16 protein-coding genes are annotated in these 16783 nt (G+C 61.1%); 6 read left to right on the top strand and 10 right to left on the bottom strand.

Annotated features, from left to right (window positions below):
- Window positions 1-17 precede the first annotated feature (17 nt).
- A complete protein-coding gene (locus HCK86_RS09785; protein WP_176084283.1) occupies window positions 18-377 on the bottom strand; it encodes a hypothetical protein in 360 nt (119 codons plus the stop codon).
- Window positions 378-522: 145 nt separating this feature from the next.
- Entirely contained in the window at window positions 523-1485 is a 963-nt protein-coding gene (locus HCK86_RS09780) for a hypothetical protein (RefSeq protein WP_176084282.1), read from the bottom strand.
- 171 nt (window positions 1486-1656) lie between these two features.
- Here HCK86_RS09780 and HCK86_RS09775 point away from each other — a divergent pair, with 171 nt between their 5' ends.
- Window positions 1657-2379 (top strand): response regulator, encoded by a 723-nt coding sequence (locus HCK86_RS09775; RefSeq protein WP_176084281.1) that lies wholly within the window; start codon window positions 1657-1659, stop codon window positions 2377-2379.
- Window positions 2376-3866 (top strand): ATP-binding protein, encoded by a 1491-nt coding sequence (locus HCK86_RS09770; RefSeq protein WP_176084280.1) that lies wholly within the window; start codon window positions 2376-2378, stop codon window positions 3864-3866. Before HCK86_RS09775 ends, HCK86_RS09770 begins: the two co-directional genes overlap by 4 nt.
- A 109-nt stretch (window positions 3867-3975) precedes the next feature.
- On the opposite strand, the gene HCK86_RS09765 is transcribed toward HCK86_RS09770, so the two are convergent.
- From HCK86_RS09765 to HCK86_RS09740, 6 genes are all read right to left on the bottom strand, one after another.
- Window positions 3976-4290 (bottom strand): SCP2 sterol-binding domain-containing protein, encoded by a 315-nt coding sequence (locus HCK86_RS09765; protein WP_176084279.1) that lies wholly within the window; start codon window positions 4288-4290, stop codon window positions 3976-3978.
- Between the two features lie 105 nt (window positions 4291-4395).
- On the bottom strand, window positions 4396-6186 hold the full coding sequence (locus HCK86_RS09760; RefSeq protein WP_176084278.1) for an acyl-CoA dehydrogenase C-terminal domain-containing protein: 1791 nt from the start codon (window positions 6184-6186) through the stop codon (window positions 4396-4398).
- 4 nt (window positions 6187-6190) lie between these two features.
- Window positions 6191-8512, bottom strand: coding sequence for a 3-hydroxyacyl-CoA dehydrogenase/enoyl-CoA hydratase family protein (locus tag HCK86_RS09755; RefSeq protein ID WP_176084277.1), 2322 nt, complete (start codon window positions 8510-8512; stop codon window positions 6191-6193).
- Window positions 8512-9648, bottom strand: a complete 1137-nt coding sequence (locus HCK86_RS09750; RefSeq protein WP_176084276.1) for a thiolase family protein — start codon at window positions 9646-9648, stop codon at window positions 8512-8514. Before HCK86_RS09750 ends, HCK86_RS09755 begins: the two co-directional genes overlap by 1 nt.
- A gap of 157 nt (window positions 9649-9805) precedes the next feature.
- Window positions 9806-10207 carry a MerR family DNA-binding transcriptional regulator gene (locus HCK86_RS09745; protein WP_348641062.1) on the bottom strand — a complete coding sequence of 134 codons (402 nt, stop codon included), beginning with the start codon at window positions 10205-10207 and terminating at the stop codon, window positions 9806-9808.
- Window positions 10208-10254: 47 nt separating this feature from the next.
- On the bottom strand, window positions 10255-12024 hold the full coding sequence (locus HCK86_RS09740; RefSeq protein WP_348641061.1) for a long-chain fatty acid--CoA ligase: 1770 nt from the start codon (window positions 12022-12024) through the stop codon (window positions 10255-10257).
- A 201-nt stretch (window positions 12025-12225) separates the two neighbouring features.
- On the opposite strand from HCK86_RS09740, the gene HCK86_RS09735 reads away from it, so the two are divergent.
- Both HCK86_RS09735 and HCK86_RS09730 read left to right on the top strand, forming a co-directional pair.
- Window positions 12226-12747, top strand: coding sequence for an acyl-CoA thioesterase (locus HCK86_RS09735; protein ID WP_176084274.1), 522 nt, complete (start codon window positions 12226-12228; stop codon window positions 12745-12747).
- Between the two features lie 44 nt (window positions 12748-12791).
- Complete coding sequence (locus tag HCK86_RS09730; RefSeq protein ID WP_176084273.1) at window positions 12792-13718, top strand: nitronate monooxygenase; 927 nt, start codon at window positions 12792-12794, stop codon at window positions 13716-13718.
- A gap of 47 nt (window positions 13719-13765) precedes the next feature.
- On the opposite strand, the gene HCK86_RS09725 is transcribed toward HCK86_RS09730, so the two are convergent.
- Both HCK86_RS09725 and HCK86_RS09720 read right to left on the bottom strand, forming a co-directional pair.
- Window positions 13766-14692: an FAD-binding protein gene (locus HCK86_RS09725; RefSeq protein ID WP_176084272.1), complete on the bottom strand. Its 927-nt coding sequence runs from the start codon at window positions 14690-14692 to the stop codon at window positions 13766-13768.
- Window positions 14692-15447 (bottom strand): electron transfer flavoprotein subunit beta/FixA family protein, encoded by a 756-nt coding sequence (locus HCK86_RS09720; RefSeq protein ID WP_176084271.1) that lies wholly within the window; start codon window positions 15445-15447, stop codon window positions 14692-14694. Before HCK86_RS09720 ends, HCK86_RS09725 begins: the two co-directional genes overlap by 1 nt.
- Window positions 15448-15659: 212 nt before the next feature.
- Between HCK86_RS09720 and HCK86_RS09715 the strand changes: the two genes are divergently transcribed.
- The gene (locus HCK86_RS09715) at window positions 15660-16040 is read left to right on the top strand and encodes an antitoxin Xre/MbcA/ParS toxin-binding domain-containing protein (protein WP_176084270.1); all 381 of its coding nucleotides are present in this window, start codon (window positions 15660-15662) and stop codon (window positions 16038-16040) included.
- Window positions 16000-16776 carry an RES family NAD+ phosphorylase gene (locus HCK86_RS09710; RefSeq protein ID WP_176084269.1) on the top strand — a complete coding sequence of 259 codons (777 nt, stop codon included), beginning with the start codon at window positions 16000-16002 and terminating at the stop codon, window positions 16774-16776. The genes HCK86_RS09715 and HCK86_RS09710 overlap by 41 nt, the downstream gene beginning before the upstream one ends.
- Window positions 16777-16783: the final 7 nt, after the last annotated feature.

Genomic DNA, 16783 nt, shown 5'->3' with positions numbered 1-16783 from the left:
AGAGGGTCCGCAGACGGTCAAACTCGCGCCACCGCCATGCCGAAGAACGTCTTCTTCTCTCTGGAGCGCGATGCAGGCGATTGACCGGGCCTCCTGCTGCTTGGTTTGTACTCCTTCGTCTCTGCAATCGCGGCGCAGCTGTCCTCGTATTTGCCGACAAAGTCGCGCGTGGTCTCGGTCTCTCCGAGCATGATGCGCTTGCGATCATGGGAAAACGTGAGCTGCCGACCATCACACCGGCTCTCGTGGCAGCGCAGGTCGTTTGCCAGTTGATCCGGCTCGAGGTGCAGTTGGTTGAGCGCATGGCCGCACTGCGCCATCCTTGGCTCGACGGTTGGCTTGAACCAGTGCGTCCAGAGGCGAAAACTGTCGCACAATCAAGTGGCTTCTATAATCTCAGGTAAGATAATCGATCTTATGGAACTTATGCTGGCGAGCCTCCAGCCATCAGGGCCAGACAAGCCGGGGGCGCCGGATTGCTCCGGCGCCCCCTGTGGTCGTGTCATGAAAGCGGATCAGGCATCAGTTCTGCTGGATCGGGCCGCCCATGCCGCGCGGTGCGGGTGGCGTGCCGGGCTGACCCTGCTGGAACTGCGGGGCCTGCTGTGCCTGGTTCAGCGGTGCGCGCTGACCGGGAAGCTCGGCGATTGCGACCTTGCCGTCACCATTTGCGTCCAGCGCTTCGAAGCGGTGTTCGACCATTGGCCGGCCGGTATCGGTGACGAAGGCCTGGAATTCATCCAGCGTGATGAAGCCGTCGCCATTGGCATCATATTTCTGGACATTGGTCAGGAGACCGGGACCATGCGGGCCACCGCGCATATTGTCGCGATCAAAACCCTGCTGGGGCCCGGGCGCCTGGCGATTGCCCATCATGCCCTGACCATAGGCCGGACGGTCATCATGTCCGCGCATGGCCATCATGCGGCCGCCCATGTCGTCACGGTCAAAGCCGCGCTGCGGGCCGTTGGCCGGCTGACCGTTGAACTGGGGCTGGCCATTGCCGGGGCCGAAGCCCGGGCCGCGCATTTCGCCACGCGGGCCGTTCATATTGGCCTGCATGCGGTCCTGATCCGGTCCGCGATTGAAGCCCTGGCCGCGATCACCAACCGGACCATGCGGGCCGCTCTGGTCGCAATCGGCCGGGGGCTGGAAGTTGCCGCGCATCGGGCCATTGCCCTGTGCGATGCCTGCGGGTCCCTGACCATTCATCATGGTCGGGCCGGCGTCCTGGGGACCACTTGCCTGTTGGCCATATCCCTGGCCGCGCATCGCCATCATGTTACCGCGCGGTCCGTCATTGTTTTGACCGGCAAACTGACCCGGGCCGGCATTCATCGGACCGTTGCCATTGGTGGCGGTCTGCTGAGTGGCATAGCGCGGTGCGTTGACGCTGCCGGTGACATCCTGTGCGAACGACGGGATGGCCGATGCGCCGAGAAGGACTGCTACAAGGCTGGTTGCCAGGATCAGATTGCGTTTCATAACATCACCTCTTGTGTTCGATGTTCCGATGACCCCAATCTGGTGGCCGCCTGTCGCAGGGCGATGCCGAAAAGACCCCTAATTGTATCCGTTTGTCGCAGCGCGGGCTTCTGATACAAATCGCGACACAGTTTTCCACGTCCCCTGCCGAAGTTGCGCTAAAACGTAAACATGACAAAAGAACCGCATATCCTGATCGTTGACGATCACCGGGAAATCCGTGATGCCGTGCGCAGCTATCTGGAGCGCAATGGCTTCCGCGCCACGACGGCGCGCGATGCCGGAGAGATGAATGAGAAGCTGCGCGCCGGGCAGTTCGATCTGATTGTTCTTGATGTGATGATGCCGGGTGAAGACGGCATCTCCGTCTGCCGGCGGCTCAGTGCGGAAGGTTCTGTTCCGATCCTGATGCTGACCGCCCTTGGAGAGGAAACCGACCGGATCATCGGACTTGAGGTCGGTGCTGATGACTACCTGCCGAAGCCGTTCAACCCGCGTGAACTGCTGGCGCGGATCCGGGCCATCCTCAGGCGCTCCGAGCGCCAGCCGAAGATCGCCGGTGCGCCGACAGGTGAGAAACTCCGCTTCGCCGGCTGGACGCTTGACACGGACACGCGGCGACTGATTGCAGCAGATGGGCGCGAGGAAAATCTGACGACCGCCGATTTCCGCCTCCTGACCACGCTCCTGGCACGGCCACGTTTCGTCATGAGCCGTGATCAGCTTCTCGATGCCACTGCGGGCCGCGCCGCCAACGTCTTCGACCGCACGATCGACAACCAGATCAGCCGGCTGAGACGCAAGATCGAGCATGATCCGGCAGCACCCGAGATCATCGTCACCGTGCGCGGCGGTGGCTACAGCCTCGCCGTCGATGTGGAGCGGCTGTCATGAGATCGCTGCTGCCAAAGACCTTGCGCGGACAGATCATCTTGTTGATCGTCATTGCGCTTGCTCTGGCGCAGGCATTGACGCTGTGGCTTTTTGTCGATCAGCGCGCGCTTGCCGTGCGTTCGGCTCTGACGCTTGAGGCGACGGACCGGACCGGCAATACCGCACGCCTTCTTGAAGACGCACCGCAGGACCTCTGGCCGGATATTCTCAAAGCCGCCAGTTCGACGCTGGTGCAGTTTGCCGTCTCCGACACGCCCTCGGTCGCCGATGGCAAGGGTTCGGCTCCCTCTTGGGTCAGCCAGCGGATCAGGGTCGCCCTCGGCAATAGCGATCCTCAGGCCGTTCGCGTCGAACTCAACACGGTTCATTCAGCTCCGCCGCCGCCACCCGCCCCTGCCCCATTGCCCGCGCCTGAGGGTGGCGGGATGATGGGCGGTGGCTCCGGGCAGGGGCTCGGAGCCATGACGGGCGGCGGCATGCAGGGCATGCGCCCTATGCGCCAGCCGGGCAGCGGCCAGCCACAGAACCGCGAACCGGTCAGTGCGATCGAGCTCAATCTGTCCGTGGCGCTGAGTGACGGCAACTGGCTGAATGTCACGTCGCGTTTTCGCGATCCGCCCTATCAGTGGGTCTGGAAAGAAGCCGCACCCTTTGCGCTCACCGCCGCATTGCTCGCGGCCGTCCTTTGGTTTGCACTGGCCCGGTTGGTCGGGCCACTGAAACGGCTCGGCCGCGCCGCGGACCGGCTCGGGCGCGGCGAGGATGTTGAGCCGCTGCCGCTTGGCGGGCCGGTCGAGATGCGTCAGCTCGCGACATCCTTCAACGACATGCAGTCTCGCCTCGACCGCTTCGTGCGCGAGCGCACGCAATTGCTCGGCGCGCTAAGCCATGATCTGCGCTCGCCGCTTACCGCGCTGCGGGTTCGTGTGGAAATGGTCGATGATGAGGAAACCCGTGAGCGCATGACCGCAACCATTGAGGAAATGCGGGAGATGGTCGAGGCGACGCTGTCCTTCTCCCGTGGTGCAACCGTCGCCGAACCGGCCGAGGATGTGTCGCTTCGCGACTTTCTGCTTTCGCTGGCAGAGACCTGTCGCGAGACCGGAGGCACCGTGCATACTGGCGCGATTGCCGATATTCATCTGCGGCTCAGGGTGACCGCGATGCGCCGGGCGTTGCGCAACCTGGTCGAGAATGCCATCCGCTACGGCCACGAAGCCAGCGTTTCGGCCGGTGTCGACAAACGACACGCCGTCATCTGTATTGATGATAAGGGGCCAGGTATTCCTGAGGACAATATGGAGCGGGTGTTCGAACCCTTCGTGCGTCTCGAAACGTCGCGCTCGCGCGAGACTGGCGGCGTCGGTCTCGGCCTTGCCATTGCGCGGACGACGATCTTCGCCCATGGCGGTGACATCGCGCTCGAAAATCGCGCCGAAGGCGGCCTCAGGGTAATAGTGACGCTGCCGCTCGATGATCAGGAATGAATGGAAGGCCGCGGCCGCCGAATAAAAAAGCGCGATTCACGTTTCCGGAAAGGAATGTGAATCGCGCGAAATAGCGGTCCGGGTGCGCCGTTGGACCGCATGAATCTGGTCAATCCACATTCAGCAGACGCAGCAGCTTCAGGGCAACCCCCTGTGATCCCTGCAGCTTCAGCCGGCCCGTCGAAAAAGCCAGCATTGGACTCAGGCGACCGGCAAGCAGCTTCGCCAGATTGTCGGATGAGAGTTTCAGTATCGTATCGGCTTCTGCGGAGCCTTCCGCTTCATGTATTGTTGTCTGGCCATCTGCTGCATCGAGCAGAATGGTTCCACCATCGGTCAGATCGAAGCGGACACGATATCCCAGCGTCTCCAGCTGAGCGGCCTTCTCCTCCATGGCCGCAACCAAGGTTGCAAGCTCTGCCATAACGCTCCTCTCCTACCCCGCTCCTCAACGGGGTGATTGCGCTATCCTAACCAGAGATGAGACGAAAGGCGAATACGACTTTCGTCCCGATCCAGTGGGACCTGTTCAAAACAGTGTTTCATCCAGATCCATCATCGACGCCTTGCCGGCGCGGATGGCGGCGATGAGGCCTGCTGCCTGTGGCAGGATCCTGTCCATATAGAAACGGGCGGTCACCAGCTTGGCCCTGTAGAAATCCGGATCGTCACAGTCACCCGCCAGCGCCGCATGGGCCACCTTTGCTGATTTCAGCCACATGAAGCCAAGTGCCACCAGTCCGAACAGCCGCAGATATTCGCTGGCTGCGGCGCCTGCTTCTTCCGGGTCGCCAAGACCTATCTGGGCGATTTTCGCCGTTGCAAGCTGCAGCCCGCCAAAGGCCTTTGCCAGCGGCTCGGCAAGCGGTGCCAGCCGTTCGTCATCAATAGCGGCGTCTATTTCTGCCAGAACCGGATGGAAGAAGCTTCTCAGGTAGCGGCCCATATGCGCTGGCATCTTGCGGCCGACGAGGTCGAGCGCCTGCACGCCATTGGTGCCCTCATAGATCATCGAGATGCGGGCATCGCGGACATATTGCTCCATGCCGTGATCGCGGATGAAGCCGTGGCCGCCATAGATCTGCATGCCGATTGACGCGCTTTCAAATCCAAGATCGGTAAAAAGCGCCTTGACGATCGGCGTCATCAGCGCGGCAAAATCCTCCGCTTCGGCTTTCGCCGCCGGGTCCGGGTGATGTTTCATCATATCGAGCGTGCGCGCCACCCAGCCACCGAGGGCGCGGCAGCCTTCGGTGTTGGCGCGGATCGTCATCAGCATGCGCCGCACATCCGGGTGAACGATGATCGGGTCGGCCGGTTTGTCGGGATGTTTGGCGCCGGACAGCGCCCGGCCCTGCAGGCGTTCCCTCGCATAGGCTACCGCCCCCTGATAGGCCGCCTCGCCGACGCCCAGACCCTGAATACCGACGGAAAGCCGCTCATTGTTCATCATGGTGAACATGGCGCGCATGCCCTTGTGTGCTTCGCCGACCAGCCACCCTTTCGCATCATCAAAGGCCATCTGGCAGGTGGCTGATGCCTTGATGCCCATCTTGTGCTCTAGCGCCGTACAGGAAACGCCATTGCGCGGGCCCGGCATTCCGTCTTCCTTTGGCAGGAATTTCGGCACCAGAAACAGGCTGATCCCTTTGACACCCGGCGGCGCATCGGGAAGCCGGGCAAGCACAAGATGAATGATATTTTCGGTCAGGTCATGATCGCCGGCGGAAATGAAGATCTTCGATCCGGTGATCCGGTAAGATCCATCATCCTGCGGCACGGCGCGGGTGCGCAGCAGTCCGAGATCGGTTCCGCAATGGGCTTCCGTGAGGCACATGGTGCCCGACCATGTGCCGTCGACCAATTTCGGCAGATAGGCTTGTTTCAGTTCTTCCGAGGCATGATCCACCAATGCGGTATAGGCGCCGTGGGTGAGGCCGGGATAAAGTCCGAATGACAGATTGGCCGAACAGGTCATCTCCTCGACCAGCTTGTTGAGCGCTTCGGGCAGGCCCTGCCCGCCCCATTCGGGATCGGCGGACATGGCGGTCCAGCCGCTTTCGGCAAAGGCTTTATAGGCCTCGGGGAACCCCTTTGGGGTGCGCACGATGCCATTTTCGAGACGGCAGCCTTCCTCATCACCGGATGCGTTGATCGGCAGCAACTGCTCGGTGCAGAATCGCGCTGCCTCCTCCAGGATGGCATCGGCCAGATCAGGCGTCACCTCCTCAAGGCCGGGAAGGGTCTGATAGTCGGACATGCCGATCAGTTCGTGCAGTACGAAGCGCATGTCCCGGATCGGTGCGTTATAGACTTGCATGGGCCTAATTCCTCAGCGGGCGTCCGGTTTCGACAACACTTTCAAAGCGTTGCAATGTCGGGATGGTTCTGACCAGACGCATGAAGCTTTCATGTTCAAGTTCGAGAATGCGCGCCTCGCCAATCCGGTCGATGATGTCTGTGTCGCCGCCGGAAAGAACGGTGGCAAGTTCACCGGCCACGGTGAGGTCATGGGGCGTTGCGATACCGCGCCGGGCAAAGCCTTCGGCCGCCATCACCATTGCGGTCTTTCCAGCAGGTCCCGGCAGGATGATCTCGTCGGCAAGCGGCGGTCGGTAACCATCGACCATTGCCAACGCCTTTTTCTTGGCATCAGCCAGCAGCCGGTAACGGTTCATGGTGACTCCGTCGTGCTGGCGCAGGATCATCATGTCACGGGCCTCTTCAGCCGACTTGGAGACCGTGGCCGTGGAGATCATTTCAAAGACTTTCGCCGCCGCCGGCATCGGCCCCTTGGGCAGCTTGCCGCTGGTCTGCCAGCGGGTCAGCATTTCCTTGCAGCCGCCCCAGGCCGGCACAAGGCCGACGCCGCATTCGACAAGGCCGATATAGCTTTCTGCGTGCGCCTGAATGGCATCGGAATGGAGCAGGATTTCGCAGCCGCCGCCAAGCGCCATGCCGGAGGGGGCTGCGACGACTGGAAATTCGGCATATTTCAGTTTGAGATAGGTCGACTGCCCGGCCGAGACGAGCTTGTCGATCTCGCCCCAGGCAGCAATATTGGCGGCGAAAAGCGCCAGGCCAAGATTGGCGCCGACGGAGAAATGCGTGCCCTCATTATAGATCACCAGTGCCTTGAAGCGCTTCTTTACAAGGCCGATCGTCTTGTCGAGCAAGGCCATGATCTCGGCATCCATGGCGTTGGCCTTGGAGGTGAACTCGAAGCAGACAATACCGTCGCCGAGGTCCCACAGCGCTGCGGATGCGTTCTTGAGCAAGGGTTGGCTGACGCGTTTGATGTCCTCCAGCATGATCACCCCGTCCGGGCGGACAACATCGCGATAGACCCCATCCAGACCGAGCACCTGACGGCGCCCGTCTTCGATCCGGTAGAAGCTGCGATTGTCGAGCTTTTCGAGAAGCGGGGGCACGGCTATGCCCTCAGCCTGCATTTTCGACACAAGCCAGTCGGCGCCGATCATGTCGATCAGTTCGAAGGGGCCCCACTTCCAGTTATAGCCAAGCCGCATGACCTCATCGATGGCGGCTACGTCGTCGGCCACTTCGCCGGCGATGGATGCAGCATAGCCAAGCGTTGCCGCCATCACCGAAAAGGCATAGGCGCCGAGACGATCGTCAAGCGCCATGACCTCGCGTGGCTTCTTCGCTGCCTTCAGCGACGGATCTGAGGGTTTCTCGGAAAGCCGGTATTCACCGGTATCAAGGTCGATCGCCTCCTTGATCTTCTCGCCGCCGGACCGGTTCAGACGGTAAAAACCGCCCTTGCCCTTGCGCCCGGTATAACCCTCGGCAATCATTTTCGTCACCAGCGGCAGGTCGACATTGGTGTCGTGGAACAGGTCGCCTTCGGGCAGTGCGGCCTTGAGGCTGATGCTAATATGCGGCATCAGATCGAGGCCGACGAGATCGATCAATCCGAAAATGCCGGTTTTCGGAATGCCGAAGGGACGCCCCATCACCGCATCAGCTTCCTCGACGGTCAGTCCGTGTTCGATCGCCTTGATGACACCAAGCTGGATCCAGGTGACGCCAAGCCGGTTGGCGATGAAGCCGGGTCGATCATGGCAGGCGATCACGCTCTTGCCGAGCTTGCGGTCGGCGAAATCGGCAACCAGCGCCGCCAGAGTCGGGTCGGTTTTTTCTCCCTTCACCAGTTCCATCAGTCGCATGTAGCGTGGCGGATTGAAGAAATGGGTGATCATGAAATCGCGGGCAAAATCCTCCGGCATGCCCGAGACAAGTGTCTTCAGCGGAATGGTCGAGGTATTGGAGGAAATCGCTGTGCCCTTGCGGCGCACGGCATTGATCCGGCGATAGAGTGCCTGCTTGATATCAAGCCGTTCGACCACCACCTCGATGATCCAGTCCACCTGATCCAGCTGCTCAAGGTCATCGTCGATATTGCCGGCTGTCACCAGCCCCATGGCCCGCCTCGACATGAAGGGCGCGGGATCCGCCTTTTTCATTTTCTCAAGCGCTGTTTCTGCGACGACATTGCGGTTTTCATTCCCTTCCGGCACGATGTCGAGCAGCAGAACCTCGTGACCGGCATTGGCCACCTGTGCGGCAATGCCGGAACCCATCACCCCGGCGCCGATGACGGCGACTTTTCTGATTTCAACCATCACACTCGCTCCAGAACCGTTGCGATGCCCTGTCCGCCGCCAATGCACTGGGTGGCGAGTGCGAACCTGCCGCCGTCGCGGGCAAGCAGACTGGCGGCTTTGCCGACAATGCGTGCACCGGTGGCGCCCAGCGGATGGCCGAGGGCGATGGCGCCACCATCGATATTGACAGTCTCATCCTTCAGCCCGAGCTCCCGCATGCAGGCAATCGCCTGGGCGGCAAAAGCCTCGTTGAGCTCGACGATATCGAGGTCATCCATGGCGATGCCGGCGCGGGCAATGGCTTTCTTCGTGGCACCGACCGGGCCGATCCCCATCACATCCGGTGCACAGCCGGCAAGGCCGACCGAGACGATGCGGGCGAGCGGGCTAAGGCCGTGTTCCAGGGCGTAGTCCTCCGAGCAGACCAGCACCGCCGAGGCGCCATCCGTCAGCGGCGAGGATGTGCCGGCCGTCACCGAACCATCCTCCTGAAAGGCGGGTTTCAGCCCGGCCAGGATGTCGGCCGTCGTCTCTGCCCGGATGCAGCCATCGTCTGAAATGCTGGATCCATCGGCGCTGATCGTGACGATCTCATCGCGTAATCGTCCCTCAGCCTGTGCTGTGGCGGCTTTTTTCTGGCTGAGAACGGCGAAGGCCTCCTGCTCGGCGCGAAAAATCTGCCAGCGCCGCGCCACATTTTCTGCCGTGTCGCCCATGCTCATATAGGCAGCCGGCATCCTTCCGGCCAAAGCCGGGTTTGGCAGCGGGTTATAGCCCATCATCGGCACGCGGCTCATGCTCTCGACGCCGGCGCAGATGAAGACATCGCCGGCACCCAGCTGGATCTGGCCCGCGGCCATGTGGATCGACTGCATCGAGGAACCACAATAGCGGTTAACGGTGACACCGCCGACCGAAAGCGGCAGATCCGCCATCAGCACCAGCATGCGGGCGAGGTTGAAACCCTGTTCCGCCTCGGGAAAGGCGCAACCGAGGATCAGGTCTTCGATATGTTCAGGATTGACGCCCGTTCGCGCGATCAGCCCCTTGATCACCTGGGCGGCGAGATCATCTGGACGCACCCGTTTTAGGGCGCCCTTCTGGGCAAGGGTAAAGGGCGAGCGCTGATAGCCCGCGATCACGACATTGATCATGGCATCCTCATGGAAATCAGGTTGTGCGGGGGATGGGCCCTTTCGCTCCGTCGCGAAGCGAAGACAGAGCCGGTCATTCGGCGGACCGCAAAACGGCGCCGTTCATCATGCAGCCGGGCGGGGCTTTTGCCGCACCGGCCACGAAACGATGGCGATGTCAGCTTGCGAGCTGATCCTTTGCCGAGCGGTCCGAAAGGCGGGTTTCGGTTTCGATCAGAACCTGCTTGAGTTCGCTCAGCGTGAGCTCGAGCGCGATCTTCTGATCTTCGAGAAGCGCAATCCGGCTTCGCACAGCCTTCTGCAACGCGGTCAGCTGTTCTTTCTGGGTTCTGTCGATCTCGTAGAGATCCAGAAATTCCTTGATTTCCTGGAGCGAGAAGCCAAGGCGCTTGCCGCGCAGGATCAGGATAAGACGGGCGCGATCCCGGCCCGTATAGATACGCGTCTTGCCCGCGCGGCCGGGACTGATCAGACCCTTCACCTCGTAGAAGCGTACCGCCCTCGCCGTTAGGCCAAGCTCGTCGGCAAGCTGGGTCACAGTGTAGAACTGATCCGTCACGCGAAACCTTTTCGTTATATAGGGCCTGATCATAGCGACCTTCCGGCTCAAGCGTCAACATGGGCCGGCCTCCGATTTGCTTCACCCTGAGGGCTCAGATGTGCGTGACGCTCTTCCTCAATCAGCTCCTTCTTGGAAAGCTTGCCGATCAGCGTTTTCGGCAACGTGTCGCGGATCTCTATGGCGCGCGGGCGTTCGATTTTCGACAGCCGTTCGGCGAGAAATGCCTGCAATGTTTCTGCCGTGACCGTTTTGCCGGGTCTGACCGTCACGAAGGCCTTCGGGCTTTCGCCGCGATAGGGATCGGGAACGCCGATTACGATGGCCTCGGCGACGGCATCATGCTCGTAAAGTGCTTCCTCGATCACTCGCGGGTAGACATTGTAGCCTCCGCAGATGATCAGATCCTTCATACGGTCGATCAGGAACAGATAGCCGTCCTGGTCGAGATAGCCGATATCGCCGGTGCGCACTGCATCGCCGACAAGCGTGGCGGCGGTTTCGTCGGCGCGGTTCCAGTAGCCCGTCATGTTTTGCGGTCCGCGAACCCAGACTTCGCCCTTTTCGCCTCTGGCGAGAACGCGGTCCGGATGGTCGGGGTCATGAATTTCAATGATTGTGCCGGGCAGAGCCTTGCCGGCGGAGCCGTCGCGCACGGCTGAAGCATCAAAAGGATTGACGGAAACGACCGGTGAACATTCCGTCAGCCCATAGCCTTCGCACAGGGTGCAGCCGGTGAGTTTCTCGAACTGTGCCCGCACTTCATAAGGCAGCGGCGCTCCGCCCGAAATGCAGAGCCGGAGCGAGGTCAGATCGACTTTCCGGGTCATGGCGACGGCATTGATCGCGCCATAGATCGTCGGAACGGCGGGGAAGAGCGTCGGGCGACGCTTCTCCATCAGGGCAATCAGGGCGTCGCGGTTGAAGCGCGGCACCAGGATCTGCTTGGCACCGATCTCGACCGCTAGCAGCATGATCACGGTCATGGCGAAGACATGAAACAGCGGAAGAACCCCCATGATCGTTTCCACGCCGTCGCGCAGCATGTCCGAACCCTCATGGGCAATCATCTGCCGGGCATTGGAAATAAGGGCGGCGTGGGAAAGCATCGCGCCCTTGGGGACCCCTGTCGTTCCGCCGGTATATTGCAGAACGGCGATGTCGTCCGGAAAGAGTGCGACAGCGGGAAGCGGTCTCTCCCGGCCCTGGCGCATCACCGCCTCATAGCTGATATGGATGCCGTCTTTCGGGATCGATGCCCTTTCGGACCGCTTCAGCAGTCTGAACATCATCGCCTTTGCGGCCGGCAGCGTATCCGCCATTGAACAGACGATCACGTGTTTCAGGCCGGCTTCGCCGACGATCTTGCCGAGGTTCTCATAAGCCGCCTTCAGGTCGATCGTGACCATGATTTCTGTGCCTGAATCGCGGATCTGCGTCAGAAGTTCGCGGCTGGTATAAAGCGGGTTGCAGTTCACGATGATCGCTCCGGCCTTGAGCGCGCCGAAGAAGCAGATCATAGAATAGGGCGTATTGGGCAGGCAGAGCCCGAGCCTCGTTCCTTTCTTGACGCCGAGAGCTGCAAGGCCGGCGGCGAAGCCGTCAATCCGGCTGCCGATTTCACCATAGCTGTAGGCGCGGTCGAAAAACTCGATGGCAGGACGGTCGGAAAAGCGTCTGACAGCCGCATCCAGGAAGGATGGCAATGTCAGCCCCTCATCCTTCCGGCTGAACAGGTGCCCCCCGGCAACCTTTGCCTGCGATAGGTCATTGCAGCCGGCCATGGTGGCCGGCTTTTCAAAATCTTCCTGTCTCACGTCTCCTCCCTGGATATTGCCGGCCTCTCCTCAAAGGCTGATGGCGATATCTTCTTCTCGACATGACTGATAGGATAGATAGTATACGTATACGTCATCCTCATCAAGAGAAAGGTTGACGACTGTCAATCTTTTGGTGGTCTATCCTGATCCACCAAACGCTCAGGAGCGAAAACGATGTATGTCTGGCGAAGGTTATTGATGACGATCAGTCGCAGCCGGTTCCGGCAGAACCTCAACCCGCCGCATGATATCTCGACGGTTTGGCTTCGTGTCTGGCCGCAGGATCTCGACATCAACTTTCATGTCAACAACGGTCGCTACCTTACCTTGATGGATATAGGGCGCATGGACCTGCTTTTCCGCTCGGGACTGGCACAGAACATGCGGCGACATGGCTGGATACCGGTTCTCACCGGTCTCAATGCCCGCTATCGTCGGTCACTGGGACTGTTTGCCCGCTTTGCACTCGAGACAGAAATTGTCGGCTGGACGCAGCATTCTCTGTTCATGGAGCATCGCATCATGACGGCGACTGGGGAGCTTGCCGTCAGTGCGTTTGTGCGCGCCGTTGTGCTGAAGCCGGGCGACGGCAAGGAAAAGGTGACGACAGAAGATTTTTTCGCGCCGCTCGGGCGCTTGCCGTCAAGCCCAGCCCTGCCGGAAGCCTGCCTTTTGTTGCTGTCTCCCGCCGAGCGGGCGACCATGGCCGTGGCTGCATGAGGTTTGACTGATCGCGGTCAGCATTTGGACGCAGGAGCATCTGCATGGTTTCGCTTGTCGAATTCAGATCAAGGTTGCGGTTGCCGGTAATCGCCGCGCCGATGTTTCTGGTCTCAGGCCCGGACCTGGTCGTTGCAGCCTGCAAGGCCGGGATCTGCGGTACATTTCCGGCGCTGAACCAGCGCAGTACCGCTGGCTTTGCCGCCTGGCTGGAGGCGATCGATGAACGTCTTGCGGATCTGCCGGGTGCTGCCCCCTTTGGCGTCAATCTGATCGTTCACCGCTCCAACAATCGTCTCGATGCCGACCTTGAGGAAGTGGTGCGTCACCGTGTGCCGCTGGTCATTACCTCCCTTGGCGCTGCGCCAGCGGTGGTCGATGCCGTTCATGGCTATGGCGGCCTTGTCTTTCATGATGTGATCAGCCGCCGTCATGCGGAAAAGGCGGCAGAGGTTGGCGTTGACGGCATTGTCGCTGTCTCCGCCGGCGCGGGTGGCCATGCCGGGACCATCAATCCCTTTGCCCTCGTTGCGGAAATCCGGCAGGTTTTTTCAGGGCCGATTGCGCTTTCCGGAGCCATTTCCAATGGTGCGCAAATCGTGGCAACGCTGGCTGCAGGCGCGGATTTTGCCTATATGGGAACCCGCTTCATCGCCACGCGAGAGGCGCTGGCCGCCGAGGCCTATAAAGCGATGCTGGTCGCGGCGCAGGCCGGTGATATCGTCTATACCCGCGAAATTTCAGGGGTGGGTGCCAACTTCCTGCGGTCCAGCATCGCGGCGGCCGGTCTTGATCCGGATGCCCTGCCGCCCCACGGTGCAACGGACATCGCCAGTGAGGCCAGGGCTTGGAAGACGGTCTGGTCGGCTGGCCATGGTGTCGGTGCGATCGATGCCGTGCCCGGCGTCGGTGCTCTGGTCGATCAGTTGGCGGCGGATTACCGGGCAACGCTGGCGCGTCTCTGCCGCTGAGGCAACCGCATGCCGCACAGGGCAGGATGCCCCGCCCTGTGCGCTGTTCATAGCTTTCGCTGAAGTTCCGGTACAGCCTCGAAGAGATCCGCGACGAGGCCATAATCGGCGATCTGAAAGATCGGCGCCTCTTCGTCCTTGTTGATGGCGACGATGATTTTCGAATCCTTCATGCCAGCCAGATGCTGGATGGCGCCGGAAATGCCGCAGGCGATATAGAGGTCGGGTGCAACCACCTTGCCGGTCTGCCCGACCTGACAGTCATTGGGGGCGAAACCGGAATCAACGGCCGCGCGCGAGGCGCCGACGGCGGCACCCAGCCGGTCGGCAAGCCCTTCGATCATGGCAAAGGCGTCCCGAGAGCCCACGCCGCGGCCGCCAGAAACAACGACGCGCGCCGCGGTTAGATCGGGCCGGCCGCTGTCTGCCCGATGGTCAGCGATCCAGCGCGCGCAGCCTTCCGCGTCCGGCACGGCGACAGTCCTGATGCTGGCGGCAGGGGCCGTTCCGGCTGCGGCAAAACCGGATGTGCGGATGGTCAGTACTTTGATCCGGTCGCGGCTTTTCACCGTCTGGATCGCATTGCCGGCATAGACCGGTCGGGAGAATTGGTCCGGTCCGCTAATGGCAATGACATCGGGAACTACCATCACGTCCAGCAGGGCTGCGAGACGCGGCATGACATCTTTCGCCGTTGTCGTCGCGGGGGCGGCGATGATGTCATATTCCCCGGCGAGACGTGCGAGCAGCATTGAGAGCGGTTCGGCGAGCTGATGGGCAAGCGCGGTCGAGCCGGCTTCCAGGACCTGTGAAACGCCGTCGATGGCCGCCGCCATTTCAGCTGCTTCCCCGGTCTGTGCATCAGCGATCAGCACAGTGACGTCGCCATGCGGTGAAAGCGCAGCGACCGTTCGTGCGGTCGGATCGCGCATCAGCTTGCCATCCGTCATTTCGGCCAGTACGAGTATGGGCATCAGATCACTCCTGCTTCCTGTCTGAGCTTTTCGATCAGCGCGTCTACCGTGGCGACGCGGACGCCCGCTTTCCGCCCTGCCGGTTCACGCGTCATGACAATCTCGAGCCGCGGAGTGACATCGACACCGAAATCTGCAGCCGTCATTTGGGTGAGAGGCTTCTTCTTGGCCTTCATGATGTTGGGAAGCGATGCATAGCGCGGCTCGTTCAGCCTGAGATCGGTGGTGACAATAGCGGGCAGTGCCACGCTGATTGTCTGCAGACCGCCATCGAGCTCGCGGGTGACTTCGGCCGTGCCCTCGCGCAGCACGAGTTTCGAGGCGAAGCTTGCCTGCGGCCAGCCGAGAAGCCCGGCCAGCATCTGCCCGGTGGCGTTCATGTCGTTATCGATCGCCTGTTTTCCGGTGATGATCAGATCTGGAGCTTCCGCCTCAGCCACTGCCTTCAGCAGTTTGGCGACGGCAAGCGGTTCGAGGTCGAAGGATGGATCGGCAACAATCAGGATGGCCCGGTCCGCACCCATGGCCAGAGCGGTCCGCAGTGTTTCCTGTGCCTGGGGCGCGCCGATGGAAACGGCAATCACCTCTTGCGCTATGCCCCTTTCCTTCAGCCGGATCGCTTCTTCGAGCGCAATCTCGTCGAAAGGGTTCATCGACATTTTAACATTGGTGAGATCAGCTCCCGATCCATCGGCTCTCACCCGGATTTTTACATTGTAGTCAATGACCCGTTTGACGGGCACCAGCACTTTCATCGCCTGCCTCCTCCGCAAGAGATTTTGTCAGTCACCACATGGCCAATTATCGACATTAAATGACGTAAAGGCAATATATATGACGTATAGGGAATATACCGTCAACCATGCGATGACATGGCTCAGGCAGTGGTGCGGGAAGCTCTGTCCGTGCAGATGATCTTTACGAGGGAAGAATTTGACACTATATTTCCCTCAGAAAGGATTTGGCGATGCTTCAACCTGTTGCAATGCAAAGTGCACCTGATCGTGGCGCGATCCTGACCAAGGCTGTCTCGCGGGCCAGTGATCGGCTCGGCCTGTCGGGTCGGCTGCTGGCAGAGGTGCTTGGTGTGTCGGAAGCACAGATCTCGCGCTACCGCAAGGGCGAGGCTATTCTGGCCGAGGGAACAAAGCCGTTCGAACTGGCCGTGCTGCTGGTGCGCATCTTCCGCTCGCTCGATGCGATCACCGGCGGTGATGAAGCGGTGACGCGGTCGTGGTTTGTTGCCGAAAACAATGCTCTCGGCGCCCGCCCGATTGACCGAATCACCTCCATTCAGGGACTTGCCGATGTCGTCGCCTATCTGGACGCCCGCCGCGCTCCGCTCTGAAGCGCGTGCCTATTCCGGCAAGGGCTGGCGACTGGTCGAAGCGCAACATCTGGTGTCGACCCAGAAGCTTGTCGACAGTGCCGACGAACAGGCGGCACTGGAGGATATTCTCGAGACAACCAAGCCGCCGGTCCCGGCTTCCTGCCGTCATCTCGATTATCTTCTGTCGACGCCCTTTCGCTATCGACCTTATCCCTATGGCTCGCGCTTTCGCCGCGCCGGGATCACGCCTGGTGTCTGGTATGGGGCAGAACGGCCGGAAACGGCCGTGGCCGAAATGGCATTTTACCGGTTGCTGTTTTTTGCCGAGAGCCCGGATACGCCTTTTCCGGACAATGCGGCAGACTATACGGCGTTTTCGGCGGCGCTATACGTGGATCTGGCGCTTGATCTTGGCGCCGGTGGGCTGGCCGATGACGCGCCGCTCTGGACCCACCCAACCAATTATGAGGCCTGCCAAGCACTCAGCGCGACGGCGCTTGAAGCCGGAATTGGGCTGATCCGCTATCGTTCGGTGCGTGATCCCGGATCCCGCATGAATGTGGCCGTTCTGACCTGCGCCGCCTTTGCCAGCCCCGCACCGCTTGAGCGGCAGAGCTGGCGGATCCGGGTTGCCGCCTCCGGCATTCAGGCAATGTGCGCGTTTCCGCGCCTGCGGCTGGAATTCCCGCCCGCCGCCTTTGAGGCCGATCCGCGTATTGCCGCGATGGACTGGCATCGCGTGCGCGGGCACTGAAGCGGCG

Source organism: Martelella sp. HB161492 (assembly GCF_013184775.1).
GTDB lineage: Bacteria > Pseudomonadota > Alphaproteobacteria > Rhizobiales > Rhizobiaceae > Martelella.
Note: the sequence above shows the minus strand (reverse complement) of the source record. Positions and strands in the feature narration are given on the sequence as shown.